An 18,903-nucleotide genomic window follows, 5' to 3' on the forward strand; every position below is an offset into this window, starting at 1 on the left:
AAGGGGGTCCTTTGATAGGACATGAGGGAACAAGAGAATTGGCCTTTACCAACTGTGTCGTTTGAAACGCATGATACTCAAAATGGCCAAAAAAACAACCAGAATTTATTAAATCTTGAAAAAATTGAAGCCATAAAGGAGCAATATAAACAAGATGCCAAAAAGAGAATGCATCAACACTTTTCAGCTGATAAGAGAATGAAAGTACAGGCGTTATCAAAGGAAGAGATTGAGACAAATGGATTGCCCAAAGAAATATTCTGGAAGATGGTTGAATTTAATGTTAGTGCAAGAGGTGGCGTATCATTTGAGCGAATATCTGCTATAGGGGAACATATTAATTTTTTAGCATCAGAATATAGTACCTATAAAGCCCGTATAAATCGGGACTTTGAAGGTGAAGAAAGAGAACAACAGCTTAGAAAATTACATGATATTTTAGGTCGAGGCTTTGAACGCCTTTCAAATGCATATGTTGATACAGTTGGCACTTTTTTTGAACGAAATGAAATCACAGGTGAAAAAGAGGTAATGCGTAAGTCAATTGCAGAACTATATCACCGTAAAATACAACAGTATGAGCAATTTATAAGTATCTATCCTGATTATGCTAATGTTAAAGGAAAAAGGGATGAATGGCTTGAAAGAGATTCCTATTTTATGGGGGATATCTTACGCTTAGTTGTATCAAGTGTCTATTCACAATGTATTATTCTTCCCAAGAATGTATATTCTGCACAAGACTTAGCTGCTGCTGGTGCTTTCTATCAATCAGCTCATCGATATTTAATCAACCAAAAGTCTACAGCGATTAGTGAAGAACAATTAGGCGTAGAACTCGGGTTTTTAGGGATGAAATTAGAAGTCTTGTTAAGTAAAAGGGAATTATCTAAAGGATTAAAAGATAAGTTAAGTAAAGTTTATCAATCGTTTACTACTTATAAAATCGAAGATATCAATAAACGCCAAGAAGAGTCAAAATACTATCCTTATACCCGTTCTAATGAAAAATACGGCAAATTAGATGAGACTGTTGTTCTGCATTGGGCGAAGATTATGAGAAGATGTGTAAGAGAAGAGCACATTGAAACGGTTTTTTTAGAGGTGATATCAGATGCATTCACTGAATTTCGGAAAAAGGTGGAGGCTGGCAGTCCACTTGAACGTTATCAAGAGCAAAATGATTGGGACGAGTTTTATGATAATGCAGAATCCATTACTTATCCTGCAGGAAAACCAGATGTCTTCCATTTTAATACGATGATTGAGGATTGGAATGCCTTTGTCGAAAAAATAGCACTTCAACCCTCTATGATTTTCTCTGCTAGCGATTGGTTCGCATGATATTCAGAATAGATTGAATCGTTGCAATTAGTTACTTTAGAGGGAAAAGTAGAGGAGAATATTCAAATAAAAAGGCGTGTTTTGATAATAATTTCAAAACACGCTTTTTCACTTTTACATTAATACTTTCGTCATCTGTTCAAGCAGTTGTTCAGCAGAAATTGTTGCTTCGCCACCACCTTGGACAAAGGTATCATTCCCGCCACCTTTACCATGTATTACTGGTAAAATAGTGTTTGCGATTTCCTTCATGCTTCCTACTTGCGCGGCAGTTCCTTTTGCAGCAACAAATTGTAATTTATCTGCTTGTTCCGATACGAATAATGCAGTGCTTTTTTCATTCTCTGAAACAATAGCACGCGCTAATTGTTGTATCTCTTGTACAGAGCGAGAAGTATAGGTGTTACTAATAAGATGGTCACCTGTTTTCTGTAACAATTCTTTTGCTTCAAAGGTTAATAATTCGTTTTTTGCATCAGCTAAAGCTTTTTCAAGTGCCTTTTGTGTATTTAAAAGTTTTGTCACAGCTTGTGCTGTATCTTCTTCAGGAACATTTGCGAGACGTGCTGTTTCAGATAATTCCTTTTTGCGCCAGTGTAATTCGTGAAGAACACGACCTCCACATACAAAATGCACACGTGTTTTCTTTTTTTGTTTTTCAGTCCCAAGAATTTTAATGCCTTGAACTTGTCCAGTTGAAGTAGGATGAGTACCTCCACACCCGTTGTAATCATAATCTGGAATGATTACAAGGCGAATCTCTCCCGTAACAGAGACAGCTTTTCGGAGTGAATAATTCGCAAGCTCTTCTTCTGCGACCCATTTTGTTTCGATTGGGCGATTTTCTAAAATAATGTCGTTCGCTCTTTTCTCTGCATCAGCCAGTTCCTCATCGGAAAGTTTTGCTGCATCAATATCGATTGTTACTGTTTCAGTCCCCAGATGGAAGCTCACTGTTGGGTAATTGAACAACTCTACAAATGCAGCAGTTAAAATATGCTGACCAGCATGTTGTTGCATATGATCGAAGCGCCGTTGCCAATCTAGTACACCATGTACTTTTGTAGCATTTGGTAAAAACCCAGTTACATAATGTCGAATTTCACCATCAACTTTCTCCACGTCGATTATTTCTACATCATTTAATGTTCCTGTATCATAAGGTTGCCCTCCACCGGTTGGATAAAAGGCTGTATTATCTAAAACAATAAATTTTCGGCCGTCATGATCTACCTCTTGTTTTAGAATTGTCGCATCAAATTCTTTCATCATAACATCTTGATAATAGAAAAGTTCCTGCATTTTTACTTCACTCCTTAGTAGTTACGCTTTTTAGGATTGTTGAATTAGGTCTTGATAAGAAAATCATTAAAAAGTGTTTAATGTGCTTTTCTTTTGCAAATAAATTAATAGTATCCATTTATAGCATTACCATAAAACTTTACTAATTGCCATTTTCCTATATTATAAAATAATGAAAGATACAAAAGGAGCGATTTTTTTTGGATATTTTAGCATATACAATGGAGGAAATTTTAGATCCAACCAACATTATTGAAGGAGAACGCTTCGAATTTCTATTGGATATCGAAGTAGATGAAGAGGACGAACTTTATACAGAGGGCGGTCTTGAAATTCGAGCAATCGTAGCTAAAAAGGAAGATGAGATTTCTTTGGCTAATTATTTTATTACTTCAAAAGCAGAAGAAAAGTTATTAGATTTTGCATTAGAAGAGGATGAAGAAGAACTGATTTTATCTTTTTGCAAAGAACATATCGCTACAGGGGAATAACTATACGCTTGTAAAATGCTTTTAATAGGAATAGGACATTCGGGAATGCTAATTTAAAGGACTCCTGGATGTCTTTTTTACTTAGTCAAAACTTAGAGAAACGAATGCTTATACACAACAAAAAAGAAGATGGCTGCAAAATCCTCCTAAATATTCACAAAAATTAAGTTTGATGCTAGTATAAAAATAATTCTCTTACAAGGAGGAATCGAAATGGGCGCATTATTTAATAATGCATACTCTAGAGCAAAAAACTTTGGTGCCTAAGAATACTCCATTAAAGTTTTTAAAAAATGCTTGTCTAAATCTATTTTTTATAAAGCTAAAACTTGGATCATTTCTTTAGGCATAACCTGAATTACCAGCCTAAATAATTGGAGTGATTTCAAATGGAAAGACAAACAATTCAACCGTTTTTATCAGTAGCAAACTATCACCTTATCGAACAACAAATGAATAAAATTATAAATGCCTTTACTACAACGAAAGATCGTAATGTGATACTTGCTGTTAAAGGATTAGCGGAAACAGAAATTGAACAAAATATCCAGCCTTCCGATGATCAATTGGATATAATTTCACAATTATACAGTATTACAGATCATGTGCAAGGTGATTTATATTTAGAAAGCTTGAAACCTTATGTTATTCCCTTCAAAGAAGTAACTGAAAGTAATTTAAAAAATCTTTTCAAAAAGGAAAAGAAATTAAAATTGCCTAATTTAGAAAGTATTGACCTACAACATACGTGTTATCTCACGTGGGATGATATTAGTACCCATAGAAAATATGTTGTATTCGAGCAACAGGGCAAACTAAAATCGATAAAAGGCCAAATCGATGCAAATTCAATTAAAGGGATTTGTGCAGTATGTAACCATCATTCAAATGTTAGCCTCTTTACAACAACCAAAAAAGGGAAAACGATGGATACCTTTACAAAGCACAGTAATTATATTTGTACCGATGGGCAAAGTTGTAATCGGAATGTTACTGATCACATGAGAGTCAGTGATTTTTTTGAGCGTGTAACTCAATAAGTATGATTGATAATAATGATTGAAATAGATTAGTATAAGAGAAAAAGCTCATGAATAAACAAAATGTTTTTCATGAGCTATTTTTTGTCTTTGAACTAAAATTATGAAATTTTCAACTCTAATTTCCTTGCAACAATGGATAAAGCAAAGTTAACAACCCAGTACATCAATGCAGCTAATAAGAAAATGGGAATAATAAAGTTTACATTTTGTGCGTTAATTACTTGAGCATTGTGCATTAATTCTGGGAGGGCGATGACAACTGCAAGGGATGTATCTTTTAAAAGTGAGATAAATTGGCTAACAATCGGTGGGATCATTCTTCGTAATGCTTGTGGCAGAATGATATGCCATAATGTTTGTATATATGTTAAGCCTGATGAACGTCCAGCTTCAATTTGACCCTTATCAATGGAGTTTAAACCACTTCGAATAATTTCTGATATCATGGCTGCTTCGAATATAGTTAAGGCTATAATAGCTGCCATTTCAATACTCATCTCGATCCCAATTTCTGGCAGTGCGAAGAAAGTAAAGAAGATGATTAACAGTAATGGCAAGTTTCGAATAACCTCAACAATAAGTGCTAGTACTTTAGAAAGAACAGGGATTTTGGTATAGCGAATAATACCAACCAATGCAGCTATAATAAAACTTGCAATAATAGAAATAACCGCTATTTTCAAAGTGATAAGAAAACCATCAAGCAAAAACTTTAAATGATCTTGTGAATAAGCCCCAGCAAAATCCATGACTAGACCCTCCTTTAATTACTCTTTGCTAGGCGTTTTTCTAAATAGTTAACACCGGTGCTAAGAGGTATAGTTAGAACTAAATAAAATATGGCAACGAAGATATACACATCAAATGTAACGAATGTACGTGTAGAGATTAAATCAGCTTGATACATCAAGTCTCCCGCTGCTAATATGGTTAAGATAGATGAGTTTTTAACGAGATTTATAAATTGGTTTCCAAGTGGCGGAATGACGATTTTAATAGCTTGTGGTAAAACGACAAGACGCATTGTTTGAATGTATGTTAAACCAGAGGATCTAGCCGCCTCTGTTTGGCCTTTTGGAATTGATAATATTCCAGCACGTACTGCTTCTGCGATGAAAGCAGATGTATAAATAATAAGTGCTAACGTACCCGCTTTAAAACCGTCTAATTGTATACCAATTGTAGGTAGGCCTGTGAATAAGAAGAACGCAATAATCAATAATGGGATGTTACGAAAAAACTCAACATAAATTGTTCCAATCCAATTTAATGGTTTAAATGGGGCGATTCGGAATATAGCTAAGATTGTACCGAAAATAAAACTACCTACTAGCCCAATTAAACTTATATAAATGGTATTGATAAAACCTTCTATGTACATATCCCAGTTCTCTGTCAAAATTGAAAAGTCCAGCATAATTGATCACCCCTTACTACGATTTAGTGTGCAATAGAGAAAGAAACGGACAGTATTTACCTAATATCTAATTCTATCCATTAGAATAGGTGAGACTGCCCGTTAAAATTACATCAAGCTCACTTCATAACTGTGAAAGGAATTAGTTGCTTGTTTTAATCCACTTTTTGTAAAGTTCATCATATTTGCCGTTGTCATGAAGTTCCTTTAAAGCATCATTGATTGCTTGAACTAATTCTGGACTATCTTTTTTCACAGCAATTCCATAGGGCTCGTCTGTGAAGAGGTCACCAACAACTTGATAATTTGGATCTTCATCCACCATGCCGTATAGAATAGCGTTATCAGTTGTTAAAGTATCCCCTTGTCCCGCTTTTAAAGCAGTAAAGGCTTCAGCATAGTTTTCAAATTCCAAAACAGTTGCATCAGGTGCCTTTTCACGGATATTCACTGCTGAAGTTGAACCTTTTACAGCAAGAACCTTTGTCCCTTTTTTGATATCAGCAATACTTTTAATTGGACTCCCTTTTTTGACTAATAATGCTTGACCTGCCTTAAAATATACATCTGAAAAGTCTACTTCCTTTTTGCGCTCATCTGTAATAGTCATTGTTGCGACGATTGCGTCAATGTCGCCTTTTTGAAGCATAGGAATACGAGTTTTCGATGTAACCTCTTTGAATTCAGCTTTTGATTCATCGCCTAATACAATCTTTGTGATTTCTTTTGCAATATCAATATCAAAACCTTCAACGTTACCCGTTTTCGGGTTTTTTAGTCCGAATAAGCGAGTATCGTTTTTGACCCCAAATACGATTTTATCTTTCTCTTTAATTGCTTCTAGAGAATTTTTACTGCTTCCGCTTGAATCACTTTTTGTAGAGTTTGACTTTTCCTTTGTCCCGCAAGCAGCTAGCATAAGTACTGAAATCATTGCGAAAAGCAAAACTGTAAATAATGCCTTTTTCTTTTTCAACATCCATTTCTCTCCCTTTTTATATTATCTATTAATGATTTAAAATCCGACTTAGGAATAACTTTGCACGTTCTTCCTTCGGTTCCTTATAAAACTCAGTCGGATTTGCATCCTCAAGAATTTGTCCCTTATCGACAAAAATAATTCGATCCGCTACTTCCTTTGCGAAGCCCATTTCATGAGTAACAACAACCATTGTCATGCCTTCTTTTGCTAAATGTTTCATAACATCTAATACTTCACCAATCATTTCAGGATCAAGAGCAGATGTTGGTTCATCAAATAACATAATTTCAGGATGCATAGCTAGTCCCCTTGCAATAGCAACTCGCTGTTGTTGTCCACCTGAAAGTTGTGATGGATAGGCATCTGCTTTATCTGGAATTCCTACTTTTTCTAAATAGGCTAGTGCTGTCTTTTTTGCCTCATCCTTCGATTGGCCAAGTGCCTTTACAGGAGCTAACATTATATTTTCTAATACGGTTTTATGTGGATAAAGGTAAAAGTGTTGAAAGACCATTCCGATTTTACGCCGAAGATTGTTGATATCTGTTTTTTTATCATTTAACTCGATACCATCAATCCTTAATGAACCGTCAGAAATTGTTTCTAAACGATTCATGCATCGAAGAAGTGTACTTTTACCAGAGCCTGATGGCCCAATGACCACTACAACTTCACCTTTTTTTATAGTAAGGTTAATATCTTTTAAAACTTGAAATTTTCCAAAATACTTATTTACACCTTTGAACTCAATCATGATAAATCCTCCTATGCAAACAAAAACGGAATGTTTGAGATTTGTGGATAATGTTGCAAATACAAATATATTATTTACAATAGTTGTTTCTGAATCATATGTATGAGGGCTATATAATTAGAACCATGTTTAAAAATAGGCATTCATAAAATTTACTCATTTTAAAAAGAACGATAGATTTAATTCAATGTTTTTGGATTATTGCCTGTGTATAACCATTTCAAATTAATGTGGATAATATAAAATAAAAATACTTTATGCACATTGAACATAAGACTTATGCACAAACTGTTCATAACAAGTGCATAAAATTAATTATTCACCCTTTATCCACAGTTTTTTCTTTTTTATGTATCAGAAAAAATAGAACTGTGAATTGTTTAAAATGGAAAGAGTTTTTGAAACTTAATCAAAGGTTTAGACGTAAATAGAGAAGAATAGAAGGAGTTGGTCAAATGTTAAAAAAACTAGCCTCAGATGCGCTTGGATTAAGCGATATTGGGATTGTCGTGCCAAAAGAAGAGTTTGATAAAACAGAATCCGATGATTTTGTGAAACATGAAGCAGGGGAAGTAGTGTATTTCTTGATTAAAACAAAGTCAGATGAATATTGCTTTACAAATGAAGCATTAATCCATGTAGACGGTGATTCAGCAATCAGCAAAAAACGTCTATTAAAACGATATGATTACCAAGATAGTACCATTTCCGATGTGATGTTAGAAACAGCAGGAACAATTGATCTAGATATCGAGATAAAGTTCACGATTGATAACATACCGATGTCAATTGATATTCACAAGAAATTTGATACCGAAATTAAAGATTTATATAAGGCATTACACACGATTTCAGTTGAAATGATTCATAATAAGAAAAACTTTGAAATCGCTCAAAATAGCTTGAGCTATGCAGCGCAATCTATTGGAAAGATCGAATCCGAAGAAGTAACGCCGGCACAATCTTTCGAACAAATTACGCGTTTTTCCAATGATTGGGTATTAAAAAACAAAGAGCAATATATAAAGAAAGATTATGGTGACATTTTCGAATTGTATATTAATCACTAAAAGTAAAAACCTTCGTGATGACAAATAAGAATCACGAAGGTTTTTCTTATGAACGAGCGCCCTTTTACATTATATTTATCCAGCTTCGGGCGCTAGACCCTCGAGGCATTTCAGCCCCTCATTCGAAAGCGGAAAAGATGCTTTCGATTCGGGTCTTCCAATGATTTTCGGGACTAGACGAGCGCCCTCAGCATAAAAAAAGGCCTTTAGCTTTCGCTAAAGGCCAAAAAAATTAGGTTTATACTCACACGAAGTTCAGTATTTTAATAATAAAATACTGAACTTTTAGGATTCTATCATACTATTAGTAGGCGTTCAATAAATGTTCAAGCCTTGTAAATATATTGACACAACAATGAGAATTATTACCATAGTAGTAGATTTTCCTTTATAATTTCTTATTGTTTCTTTTTAGGTTTTTCGTAACTAAAAACTGCGACGACTATATAGAGTAATAGGAAGAGGATAACAGATCCACCCCAGGTAACATCAATACGGTCAAATCCAGCAATAATACACTTTTTGAAAATAATAACACTAATCGCAAACTGAATAATAGTACTTAATGTATCCATTTTTCCTGTCAATTTTAAATTGCAACTTGCAATGACAAAAAGACTGATTAAATCCAGTAAAATAATCATTGAAATGATTAATACTATCAACCAGCCAAAATAGAAAAAGTTGTGATATCCATTTTCGAAAATCTCAATACTGGCAAGGCCGAATTTAGACATTATATTAAACAAGCCGTAAAACCCAAAAAAAGGAACGGAAATGGCAAGAGCAATGAAAATACATATAACTGCAATGATTAGTAGCAAAGCAGGCCATCCAGAAACTCGAATTTTAATCTTTTTATTTCTAAACATTGAAATCCCTTCTTTTACCTATAAAATAATATAGGATTTTATTCGTTAATAGTAAGAGTTTTTAAGCTCGGGGTATATCACATTATAAAACAGGGAAAATGACATTGCACTTGAACTATATGTTTTCTACTGAAATTTTCACCTTTTGTATATTTTTTAGAAAAACTATTACAAAATACATTATATAGTTCCTGTATTGAAAAGAATAATGTTGAAGCATTTTATATGAAATGTGAAGCAGAGTTGATAAGTTTGTAAGGGAATAATGCTCCATTTACATGTTACTATAAAAGTGTCAAAAAAAGTTCTTAAAGATATTGGAAATCATATAATCGTGATTCGATTAATTGAGCGGAAATTCTATTTATAATAAACTCCAGTCATAACAATATGAAATATAAAACGCCTAGAGCTTGATACTCTAAGCGTCTTCTATAATATTTAATCTTTTTTAAAATTTTGGTTCCATTTTCACACAAATGTGTTAACCTATATTTAATATAAGTTAACACAAGGGGTGGGAATCGAATGACAACAAATATTTCTGGAACAAAAAGTAAACTTACTACATTAGAAATTGTGTATTGTGGATTGTTTGCTACATTGATGATGATTGGAGCAAACATTACATCTTTTGCACCATTTTTGGTAGTAGGTGGGGTACCAATCACGCTACAACCATTATTTGCTATTTTAGCAGGACTAGTATTAGGTAGCCGTCTTGGTGCTATATCACTATCGGTTTATACATTACTTGGTTTGGTAGGGGCACCTGTATTTGCAAAGTTTAGTGGTGGGTTTTCTTCAATTTTAAGTCCAACATTTGGCTTTATTGTAACCTTTATTATAGCAGCATATGTAGTAGGGAAAATGGTAGAATTTCGACGTACCAAAACAATGTATATAGTAGCAGCACTTGTTGGGGTATTGATTAACTATTTATTAGGTACGAACTGGATGTATTTTGCATACAAGCTTTGGGCAGCAGCACCTGAAGGTTTTACTTATAAAATGGCTTGGTTATGGATGGTTCCTCCATTTCCAAAAGATGTTATTTTAGCTGTGTTTGCGGGGATTTTTGGCTTTAGACTACAAAAAATTATAAAGGTGGCGCACTAAGATGGATTATTCAAAATTAGCTCAAAATGTTATCGATGGATATGTAATCACGGATGAAGAAGCATTAGCAATTTTAGAATGCCCAGATACCGATTTGTTAAAAGTCCTTGATGCATCTTACCAAATTCGCCATCATTACTATGGAAATAAAGTAAAATTAAATATGATTATCAATACGAAATCAGGTTTATGTCCAGAAAACTGTGGCTACTGTGCACAATCTATTGTCTCAAAAGCACCAATTGAAAAATACCCAATGATGAAACAGGCAGAAATTATAGCTGGAGCAGATCGAGCAGCGTCATTAAATGTTGGAACATATTGTATTGTTGCAAGTGGTAGAGGTCCCGTGAACCGAGAAATTGATATTGTAGTTGATTCTGTAAAGGCCATAAAACAAAAGCATAAAGATATGACAATTTGCGCATGTCTTGGTATTTTAAAACCCGAACAAGCTGAACGCCTAAAAGAAGCTGGTGTAGACCGTTACAATCATAATATCAATACATCTGCTAGAAACCATGCCAATATTACAACATCCCATACGTATGATGATCGCGTGCAAACTGTTGAAAGAGCTAAAGCAGCAGGGATTTCTCCATGCTCAGGTGTAATCGTTGGAATGAAAGAAACAAAACAAGATGTCATTGATATGGCACGTAGCCTTCATGTTTTGGACGCAGATTCAATTCCAGTTAACTTTTTAAATGCAATTAACGGAACACCTCTTGAAGGTACGCATGAGTTAAATCCACGTTACTGTCTTAAGGTGTTAGCGCTATTCCGTTTCATAAACCCAACGAAGGAAATTCGAGTATCGGGTGGCCGGGAAGTAAATTTAGGTTCTCTACAACCATTTAGTTTATATCCTGCCAATTCAATTTTCCTTGGAGACTACTTAACAACTGATGGACAACCAGGTGAAGAAGATAAGAAAATTCTTGAAGAATTAGGATTTGAAATCGATCTAGCTCCGTTACAAGAAAGAGCTTGTATGTAACAATTTAGATTTTTTCTAATATTATATTGATAAAAGAGCATCCATTAGTAAATTGTTGAGGTAATTTTCATGGAATCTATTAATATACTAGTAACTATCTATATCGACTATTAATGAAAAACCCGGACAATAATTCTATAATGTCCGGGTTTTGTAGGTGGATTATGATGAAAACTTCAAACGTTTAATCTACTGTGCCTCTATCAAATTTAGGCAGAATTCTTCCTCCGCAAACTTCGAATTGTTGAACTTGTAATACTTTTAAGAAGATATCCACAACGATTTTTTCACGTAATCTTTCAAACGAACCTCCTGGTCTTACAGTTTCTGGTGAGAAGTCGAGCTCAAAGAAATTAGCCCCTAATAATTCACCAAAAGGTTGCTCATTGTATTTTACATCATTTTCGAAGAAGTTTTTATCTAATCGAGGGATTTCACCATTTTTATCATTTAAGAAATATGATTTACTGCTATCAGATATACCGATAATAGGGTTAATTAGGAAGTCGTCTTTATCAAGTTCAGCGAATCCAGAAAATGGTACATTAACGATTCGATCTTGCAATACACCTTGACATTCGTTAGAAGAATATTCAATATTTTTTCTAATAAAACCTGATACAAATAATTTTGCCTTTTTTACTTTGAAAAAGTCTGTTTTATCAATTCGCTCAAATTTTACAGGAACGAGTTTCACTTGCTCTAGGAAGACATTCTTTGTTACACGTTTAATTTCTGTTGCCCCTGGGTCTAGGTGAATATCAGCCTCTACTACAACTTGTAGTTTTCTTTCTGCAAGCACAACCGGTACTTTAAATATTGGCTTAAGATCATGAACTTTATGTGGTTTTGCATCCTCATCAAATAGTGGGATTTGCTGCTTAGCTCTTATCTCGCAATGTTGCTGATTGTTTGATCTACAATTGTTACAATTACAGTGATTATCCATTTTTCCTAACATCTCCTTTGGTTTTTTTTTTTTTGAGCTTTTTTAAACTCAATAGTAAGATATGTTGATTAAACCCTAGTGGATAGGCAATTAAAATGGTAGAAGATTAATTGTTAAAATAATTTTATATATCATTCAAGAGCCTAAAGAGAGTAGCTAACTATTACTTATAGCAATATCAAAAATAAAATTGGATATTAGCACAGTTTATTCATTAAAAATTTTCATTGAGTAAAATTGCAACTCATGTTTTGAAAGCTGAATGCATTAATTTTTCCTTTGTTATTTCATATATTATAAGGGAGTATTTATCTTGATGGTTTTCACAATAAACATCTTTCTCGTGCTCTATGTCATCATCGTTTTCTTGAAATATACTTGCATCATGGCTGAATCCGGCCGTATTGCTATTTGGTTGCTTAGATTGAAACCGCGTTAAACCATGGAATATCCATTTTTATTTACTTCTATAAAAATAGATTTCCTTCCTTATATTTATTTATGTTGCTCTTGGCTTTTTTCGGTCCTTGTAGCACATTGTTTGTCTGGCAACTGACTGTTTTTTTATCAAATACAACAGCGCTAATCTACTAACATAGGCATCTATATCATATTCAAACAAAAAGTTTGAATATAATACATCGCTGTTCATTTTTAAATAAATGAGAAGGGATGCTCAAAATGATTACAATTAGTCTTTGTATGATAGTAAAAAATGAAGAAGATACGCTTGCACGATGTCTTGATTCTTCAAAAGACATTGTTGATGAAATCAATATTGTAGATACAGGTTCTACAGATAAAACAAAAGAGATTGCGAGTTTATACACAGACAGAATTTTTGATTTTAAATGGGTAGAAGATTTTGCAAAGGCACGGAATTTTTCCTTTGATCAAGCGACCATGGATTATATTCTTTGGCTTGATGCAGATGATGAAATCTTAGAAAAAGACCGAAAATTACTAATGGAATTAAAGAATTCGTTGAGTACAGATGTAGATTCAGTTATGATGGATTATCACTTGGGGGCTGATGAATTTGGAAATGTGACATCTAAATTAAAGAGAAATCGATTGTTGAAGAGAAGTTGCTCATTTAAATGGATAGGTGCTGTTCACGAATATATAGAGGTTTGGGGAAACGTTATTTCAAGTGATATTGCCATTACGCATAAAAGTATTCATCATGATACGAATCGTAATATTTTGATATATGAGAAAAAGCTTGCTAGGCAAGAAGAGTTTACACCACGTGATTTGTTTTATTTTGCCAATGAGTTAATGGACCATCAAATGATAGGCAGTGCGATTAACTATTATGAGAAATTTTTGGAAACCAATAAAGGGTGGATCGAAGATAATATATCATCATGCGGTAGACTGGCTGACTGCTACCATAATATTGGTAATACAGAAAAGGAAGTAGATTCTATCCTTAGATCATTTCGTTATGATAAGCCTCGTCCTGAAATGTGTTGCCGTCTTGGGTTCTTTTTTATGAATAAAGAAGAATTTCAACCAGCCATTTATTGGTTTAAGGCTGCAATTGAATATGATCAGGAGGATAATGGAGGTATGGTAAATACTGAAGATTATACATGGCTTCCAAATTTACAATTATGTGTATGTTATGATCGACTTGGTAATTACGAACTTGCTTATTATCATAATGAGGTGGCTAGAGGTTACCGCCCAAAAGATAAAAGTATTCTCCATAATAAAAAATATCTAGAAACAGTCTTAGGGCGAGGTGATAAAGATGACATCCAACAAGCCTAAAATATTACTGGGATCTCCTATACATCAGAAGCCTGCTATACTTAAAGAGTTTTTATCAACTATCGCAAAATTACAAAATGAACATTATTATCTCAACTACTTTTTTATAGACAATAATGAAGATCCACTATCGAAAGAATATTTACGAGATTTTAAAAACAGTAATGACTGCACAAGTATTGAATATGCAGAAGATATAAATGTCTATGTTCGAGATGACCAAAGACATTATTGGAATGAACAGTTAATTTGGAAAGTAGCAGAATATAAAAACAAAATGATAGATAAAGCGATGGAAGAGGATTATGATTATCTGTTTCTCGTTGATTCAGACTTAATCTTACATCCAGAGACAATTAATTATCTATTAAAAGCGAATAAGGATATCATATCAGAAGTTTTCTGGACAAAATGGGAAACCCATGCAGATGAACAACCTCAAGTATGGATTTCTGATGAATATAAGCAATGGGTACAACAACGTGGAGAAACACTTTCAGAAGAAGAAGTTGTTGTGCGTTACCAACAATTTATATCAAAAATGCGTACACCAGGTGTTTATGAGGTCGGTGGTTTAGGGGCGTGTACGTTAATTAGTCGAAATGCGCTGCAAGCTGGTGTGAACTTTAAGCAGATTAAAAATTTATCGTTCTGGGGAGAAGATCGACATTTTTGTATAAGGGCTTGTGCACTCGGCCTATCATTGCATGTAGATACGCATGTTCCACCATTGCATCTATATAGGGATTCTGACTTGCAGAAAGTAGAATCATATAGAATGAATTGGAAAACTGAAAGCCCCCTCTCCAAAATAGAAGTTACTAAACGTAAACCAAAACTAACTCTTTCAATGATAGTAAAAAATGAAAGTGGACGTTTCCTTAAACAAGTGCTCAAATCACATCTAAATTATATCGACGAAGCAGTCATAATTGATGATGCAAGTACAGATGATACTGTAGAGATCTGTTTAGAAATTTTAAAGGATATTCCTGTTCGCTTAGTGAGAAATAAAAAGTCAAAATTCGCTAATGAGGTATCACTTCGCAGACAACAATGGGAAGAAACGATTAGTACGAATCCAGACTGGATTATCAATCTAGATGCTGATGAAATTTTTGAGGATAGCTTTGCAAAGGAAGTTCAACAGTTACTAGAACAAGATGATTTTGATGTATATAGTTTTAGACTATATGACTTTTGGAATTCAACCCATTACAGAGAGGACGAATTTTGGCAAGCACATCAAATCTATCGTCCATTTCTTGTAAGATATCGTAAAGAAGTTAACTATACCTGGAATGAAGTACCTTTACACTGTGGCCGTTTTCCTGAAAATATATTTGAATTACCCAATAGTATTAGTGATTTACGGATTAAACATCTAGGTTGGATCAATTCTGAAGAACGTTTAGCAAAATTTAAGCGATACCAAGCATTAGACCCGGAGTCAAAATATGGTAACATACAACAATATCTCTCGATAATGGACGAAAATCCAAAATTGATTCCTTGGGAAGAATGAGTAAACTTTACAAAAAAACTAAAAGTTATCTTAAATACTAAATCTTAGATTAGTATTTAAGGTAACTTTTTTTTAAAGAAAATATATGCTAAATCATTTAAAAAGGTGTATGCATATAGCATACACCTAAATATTAAAAGAAGATTAATTGTTAGAAATCCTAATAATAGTAATTGCAGCAGAAACGGAGTGATCTCCATTTATGCAATCGGAATTAATCGTTTCTTCGTCTCCTTTAAACTTCAGTCTAAGTGTAGAATTAGCTGGAATATTTTGTATTATTGACATTGTAATACCGTCTCTTTGAGAGTATAGTGTTGATGGTGAAATTTCGGAACCATTTAATTCTAATACAAACGCACTTGTTCCATCAAAGTTAACAAAGGCATTGACTAGATAGAATCCAGCGTTAAGAATGATAATTCTTGAGGAGTCGATCGTGATACCTGTTGTTCCATCAAAGTTTTGCCAATTGACGTATGGACTTGAGCTAGATAATCTTTGATCACTATTGCGACGAATATAAGCATATGGAGAATTTGATGAGGATCCAGTAGCGCCAGTACGTCCAGTAGCACCAGTACGTCCAGTAGCACCAGTAGCACCAGTAGCACCAGTACGTCCAGTAGCACCAGTACGTCCAGTAGCACCAGTAGCACCAGTAGCACCAGTACGTCCAGTAGCACCAGTAGCACCAGTAGCACCAGTACGTCCAGTAGCACCAGTAGCACCAGTAGCACCAGTACGTCCAGTAGCACCAGTACGTCCAGTAGCACCAGTAGCACCAGTACGTCCAGTAGCACCAGTAGCACCAGTAGCACCAGTACGTCCAGTAGCACCAGTAGCACCAGTACGTCCAGTAGCACCAGTAGCGCCAGTACGTCCAGTAGCACCAGTAGCGCCAGTACGTCCAGTAGCACCAGTAGCGCCAGTACGTCCAGTAGCACCAGTAGCGCCAGTACGTCCAGTAGCACCAGTAGCACCAGTAGCACCAGTACGTCCAGTAGCACCAGTAGCACCAGTAGCACCAGTAGCGCCAGTAGCGCCAGTACGTCCAGTAGCACCAGTAGCACCAGTAGCACCAGTAGCGCCAGTACGTCCAGTAGCACCAGTAGCACCAGTAGCACCAGTACGTCCAGTAGCACCAGTAGCACCAGTAGCACCAGTAGCGCCAGTAGCGCCAGTAGCGCCAGTACGTCCAGTAGCACCAGTAGCACCAGTAGCACCAGTAGCGCCAGTACGTCCAGTAGCACCAGTAGCACCAGTAGCACCAGTAGCGCCAGTACGTCCAGTAGCACCAGTAGCGCCAGTACGTCCAGTAGCACCAGTAGCACCAGTAGCACCAGTAGCACCAGTAGCGCCAGTAGCGCCAGTACGTCCAGTAGCACCAGTAGCACCAGTAGCACCAGTAGCGCCAGTACGTCCAGTAGCACCAGTAGCACCAGTAGCGCCAGTACGTCCAGTAGCACCAGTAGCACCAGTAGCGCCAGTACGTCCAGTAGCACCAGTACGTCCAGTAGCACCAGTAGCACCAGTAGCACCAGTAGCACCAGTACGTCCAGTAGCGCCAGTAGCACCAGTAGCACCAGTACGCCCAGTACGTCCAGTACGTCCAGTACGTCCAGTAGCACCAGTTTTGCCCATAAATCCTCTAGGCCCTCTAGTTCCACGAATTACATCTTCTTCCTCACCACAAATACATAAATATCTATTGCAAGAATTACATCTTCTTCTTTCTGAACTCATTTTCTCACCTCCAATCATAGTATCCTATTCACTTTGAACCTATCAGAACGGGGCAATTATCTCTAAATAAAACATTAAGATTTAAAAGATAGATGAACATTAATTTTGTATTGCCTCCAAAAAAGAGTATAAGAATAAGAATGTAAGGAAAAGAGCTAATAAAAAACGACTGCTCTTTTAGAACAGTCGTTTGTGCAAATTGTTATTAACTTAACTTTTTAATAAAAACTACTTTCAAATAATTAAATTCTGGAAAATCACGATTAGCTCGGAAATCTTTGGGCAATCCAAATTGATCAACAATTTTATATTTTATATTCATGTCTTTAAAGGCTTGATCGATAAAGGATTTAAACTTTTTCATACCGAAGCTTGCGTTATTTGTTGAAGCAACAATGATTCCGTTCTTTTCAGTAATTGCAATAGCATCAGCTAATAATTTTGGATAGTCCTTTGCAGTAGAAAAAGTCATTTTTTTCGTACGTGCGAAACTTGGTGGATCGAGAACAACTAAATCAAATTTCAATTCATGTCGTACGGCATATTTAAAGTAATGGAAAACATCCATTACTTTAATATCTTGAGCTTCATAATCGATGCCATTCACACTAAATTGTTCGATTGTTTTTGCTAGACTACGTTTTGCTAAGTCAACACTAGTCGTTTTTGCAGCACCACCTAATGCAGCAGCTACTGAAAATGCACCAGTATAAGAGAAAGTATTTAACATTTTTGTAGCATCTGCATAATGATCTCGAATCGCACGACGAACATCACGTTGATCGAGGAAAATACCTGTCATTGCACCATCGTTTAAATTAATGGCAAAATTCATGCCATTTTCTTTTATGATAATAGGGAAATCTCCCTCTGTACCCATTACAAAATCATCTTGGTCAATATACTGTCCCTTTGTATCAAAGCGTTTTTTTTCATAGATTCCTTTATATTCGACGAGTTCATTTAGTGCGTTGTATACATGTTCTCTAAATGTATAAATTCCTTCACTATACCAGCTTACCATATAGTAACCATCGAAATAGTCAATGGTTAATCCACCAATACCGTCACCCTCACCGTTGAAGATACGAAAAGCAGTAGTATCTTTGTCCTTGAAAAAGTCTTCGCGATGAGATAGTGCAATGGCTATCTTCTTATTAAAAAAGGCTTGATCGATTTGCTCATGTTCTTTTGTTGTTAGAACCCAACCAATCCCTTTGTTCTGATTGCCGTAATAACCAGTACTGATATAGTGGTTATGTTGGTCAACTAAGCGAATGATGTCGCCTTCTTCTTCTAATAATTCTTTATTTTGAATTGCGTCTTTTAAAATTAATGAATATCCTTTTTTTAAATCGTAAACATATTTAGGGTCTACTCGTAATGTATGAGTTGTCATCTTGTCATCCTTCACGTTTTTCGTTTCCCTCATTATCGCATTTTTTACTCAGAAAAGCGAAGTTAAGTCTATACCAGCTTATCCATAGTTTCATTAATTAATGCCTATTTT

General features: G+C 35.1%; 17 protein-coding genes. 8 read left to right on the top strand and 9 right to left on the bottom strand.

The genetic code is table 11. The features are described from left to right. Window positions 1–21 precede the first annotated feature (21 nt). Window positions 22–1,344 carry a hypothetical protein gene (locus ACWV26_RS00645; RefSeq protein WP_455896486.1) on the top strand — a complete coding sequence of 441 codons (1,323 nt, stop codon included), beginning with the start codon at window positions 22–24 and terminating at the stop codon, window positions 1,342–1,344. Between the two features lie 114 nt (window positions 1,345–1,458). Here ACWV26_RS00645 and ACWV26_RS00650 read toward each other — a convergent pair whose 3' ends face one another. Next, the gene (locus tag ACWV26_RS00650; RefSeq protein WP_455896487.1) at window positions 1,459–2,646 is read right to left on the bottom strand and encodes an alanyl-tRNA editing protein; all 1,188 of its coding nucleotides are present in this window, start codon (window positions 2,644–2,646) and stop codon (window positions 1,459–1,461) included. A 200-nt stretch (window positions 2,647–2,846) separates the two neighbouring features. Between ACWV26_RS00650 and ACWV26_RS00655 the strand changes: the two genes are divergently transcribed. Beyond that, on the top strand, window positions 2,847–3,137 hold the full coding sequence (locus ACWV26_RS00655) for a DUF6509 family protein (RefSeq protein ID WP_455896488.1): 291 nt from the start codon (window positions 2,847–2,849) through the stop codon (window positions 3,135–3,137). A gap of 389 nt (window positions 3,138–3,526) precedes the next feature. Then, window positions 3,527–4,177 (top strand): FusB/FusC family EF-G-binding protein, encoded by a 651-nt coding sequence (locus ACWV26_RS00660; RefSeq protein WP_455896489.1) that lies wholly within the window; start codon window positions 3,527–3,529, stop codon window positions 4,175–4,177. 101 nt (window positions 4,178–4,278) lie between these two features. Here the strand turns inward: ACWV26_RS00660 and ACWV26_RS00665 are convergent, their stop codons facing one another. From ACWV26_RS00665 to ACWV26_RS00680, 4 genes are all read right to left on the bottom strand, one after another. Then, window positions 4,279–4,929: an amino acid ABC transporter permease gene (locus tag ACWV26_RS00665; RefSeq protein ID WP_455896490.1), complete on the bottom strand. Its 651-nt coding sequence runs from the start codon at window positions 4,927–4,929 to the stop codon at window positions 4,279–4,281. A gap of 14 nt (window positions 4,930–4,943) precedes the next feature. Next, the gene (locus tag ACWV26_RS00670) at window positions 4,944–5,597 is read right to left on the bottom strand and encodes an amino acid ABC transporter permease (protein WP_455896491.1); all 654 of its coding nucleotides are present in this window, start codon (window positions 5,595–5,597) and stop codon (window positions 4,944–4,946) included. A 142-nt stretch (window positions 5,598–5,739) separates the two neighbouring features. After that, window positions 5,740–6,576, bottom strand: coding sequence for a transporter substrate-binding domain-containing protein (locus tag ACWV26_RS00675; protein ID WP_455896492.1), 837 nt, complete (start codon window positions 6,574–6,576; stop codon window positions 5,740–5,742). A 28-nt stretch (window positions 6,577–6,604) separates the two neighbouring features. Next, complete coding sequence (locus ACWV26_RS00680; protein ID WP_455896493.1) at window positions 6,605–7,333, bottom strand: amino acid ABC transporter ATP-binding protein; 729 nt, start codon at window positions 7,331–7,333, stop codon at window positions 6,605–6,607. 455 nt (window positions 7,334–7,788) lie between these two features. Between ACWV26_RS00680 and ACWV26_RS00685 the strand changes: the two genes are divergently transcribed. Further along, window positions 7,789–8,403: a PH domain-containing protein gene (locus tag ACWV26_RS00685; protein ID WP_455896494.1), complete on the top strand. Its 615-nt coding sequence runs from the start codon at window positions 7,789–7,791 to the stop codon at window positions 8,401–8,403. 398 nt (window positions 8,404–8,801) lie between these two features. Here the strand turns inward: ACWV26_RS00685 and ACWV26_RS00690 are convergent, their stop codons facing one another. Then, complete coding sequence (locus tag ACWV26_RS00690) at window positions 8,802–9,275, bottom strand: hypothetical protein (RefSeq protein ID WP_455896495.1); 474 nt, start codon at window positions 9,273–9,275, stop codon at window positions 8,802–8,804. A gap of 528 nt (window positions 9,276–9,803) precedes the next feature. On the opposite strand from ACWV26_RS00690, the gene ACWV26_RS00695 reads away from it, so the two are divergent. Together ACWV26_RS00695 and bioB are read left to right on the top strand one after the other, a co-directional pair. Next, window positions 9,804–10,394 (top strand): biotin transporter BioY, encoded by a 591-nt coding sequence (locus ACWV26_RS00695; RefSeq protein ID WP_455896496.1) that lies wholly within the window; start codon window positions 9,804–9,806, stop codon window positions 10,392–10,394. 1 nt (window position 10,395) lies between these two features. Beyond that, window positions 10,396–11,394: a biotin synthase BioB gene (gene bioB / locus ACWV26_RS00700; protein WP_455896497.1), complete on the top strand. Its 999-nt coding sequence runs from the start codon at window positions 10,396–10,398 to the stop codon at window positions 11,392–11,394. 184 nt (window positions 11,395–11,578) lie between these two features. Here the strand turns inward: bioB and ACWV26_RS00705 are convergent, their stop codons facing one another. Next, on the bottom strand, window positions 11,579–12,343 hold the full coding sequence (locus ACWV26_RS00705) for a CsxC family protein (protein WP_455896498.1): 765 nt from the start codon (window positions 12,341–12,343) through the stop codon (window positions 11,579–11,581). 681 nt (window positions 12,344–13,024) lie between these two features. On the opposite strand from ACWV26_RS00705, the gene ACWV26_RS00710 reads away from it, so the two are divergent. Continuing rightward, on the top strand, window positions 13,025–14,122 hold the full coding sequence (locus ACWV26_RS00710) for a glycosyltransferase (RefSeq protein ID WP_455896499.1): 1,098 nt from the start codon (window positions 13,025–13,027) through the stop codon (window positions 14,120–14,122). Then, window positions 14,103–15,647 (top strand): glycosyltransferase, encoded by a 1,545-nt coding sequence (locus ACWV26_RS00715; RefSeq protein ID WP_455896500.1) that lies wholly within the window; start codon window positions 14,103–14,105, stop codon window positions 15,645–15,647. The genes ACWV26_RS00710 and ACWV26_RS00715 overlap by 20 nt, the downstream gene beginning before the upstream one ends. Window positions 15,648–16,039: 392 nt before the next feature. Here the strand turns inward: ACWV26_RS00715 and ACWV26_RS00720 are convergent, their stop codons facing one another. Both ACWV26_RS00720 and ACWV26_RS00725 read right to left on the bottom strand, forming a co-directional pair. Then, complete coding sequence (locus tag ACWV26_RS00720; protein WP_455896501.1) at window positions 16,040–17,317, bottom strand: hypothetical protein; 1,278 nt, start codon at window positions 17,315–17,317, stop codon at window positions 16,040–16,042. A gap of 281 nt (window positions 17,318–17,598) precedes the next feature. Further along, a complete protein-coding gene (locus tag ACWV26_RS00725; protein WP_455896502.1) occupies window positions 17,599–18,792 on the bottom strand; it encodes a class I SAM-dependent rRNA methyltransferase in 1,194 nt (397 codons plus the stop codon). Window positions 18,793–18,903: the final 111 nt, after the last annotated feature.

It is taken from the genome of Rummeliibacillus sp. JY-2-4R (assembly GCF_053847205.1).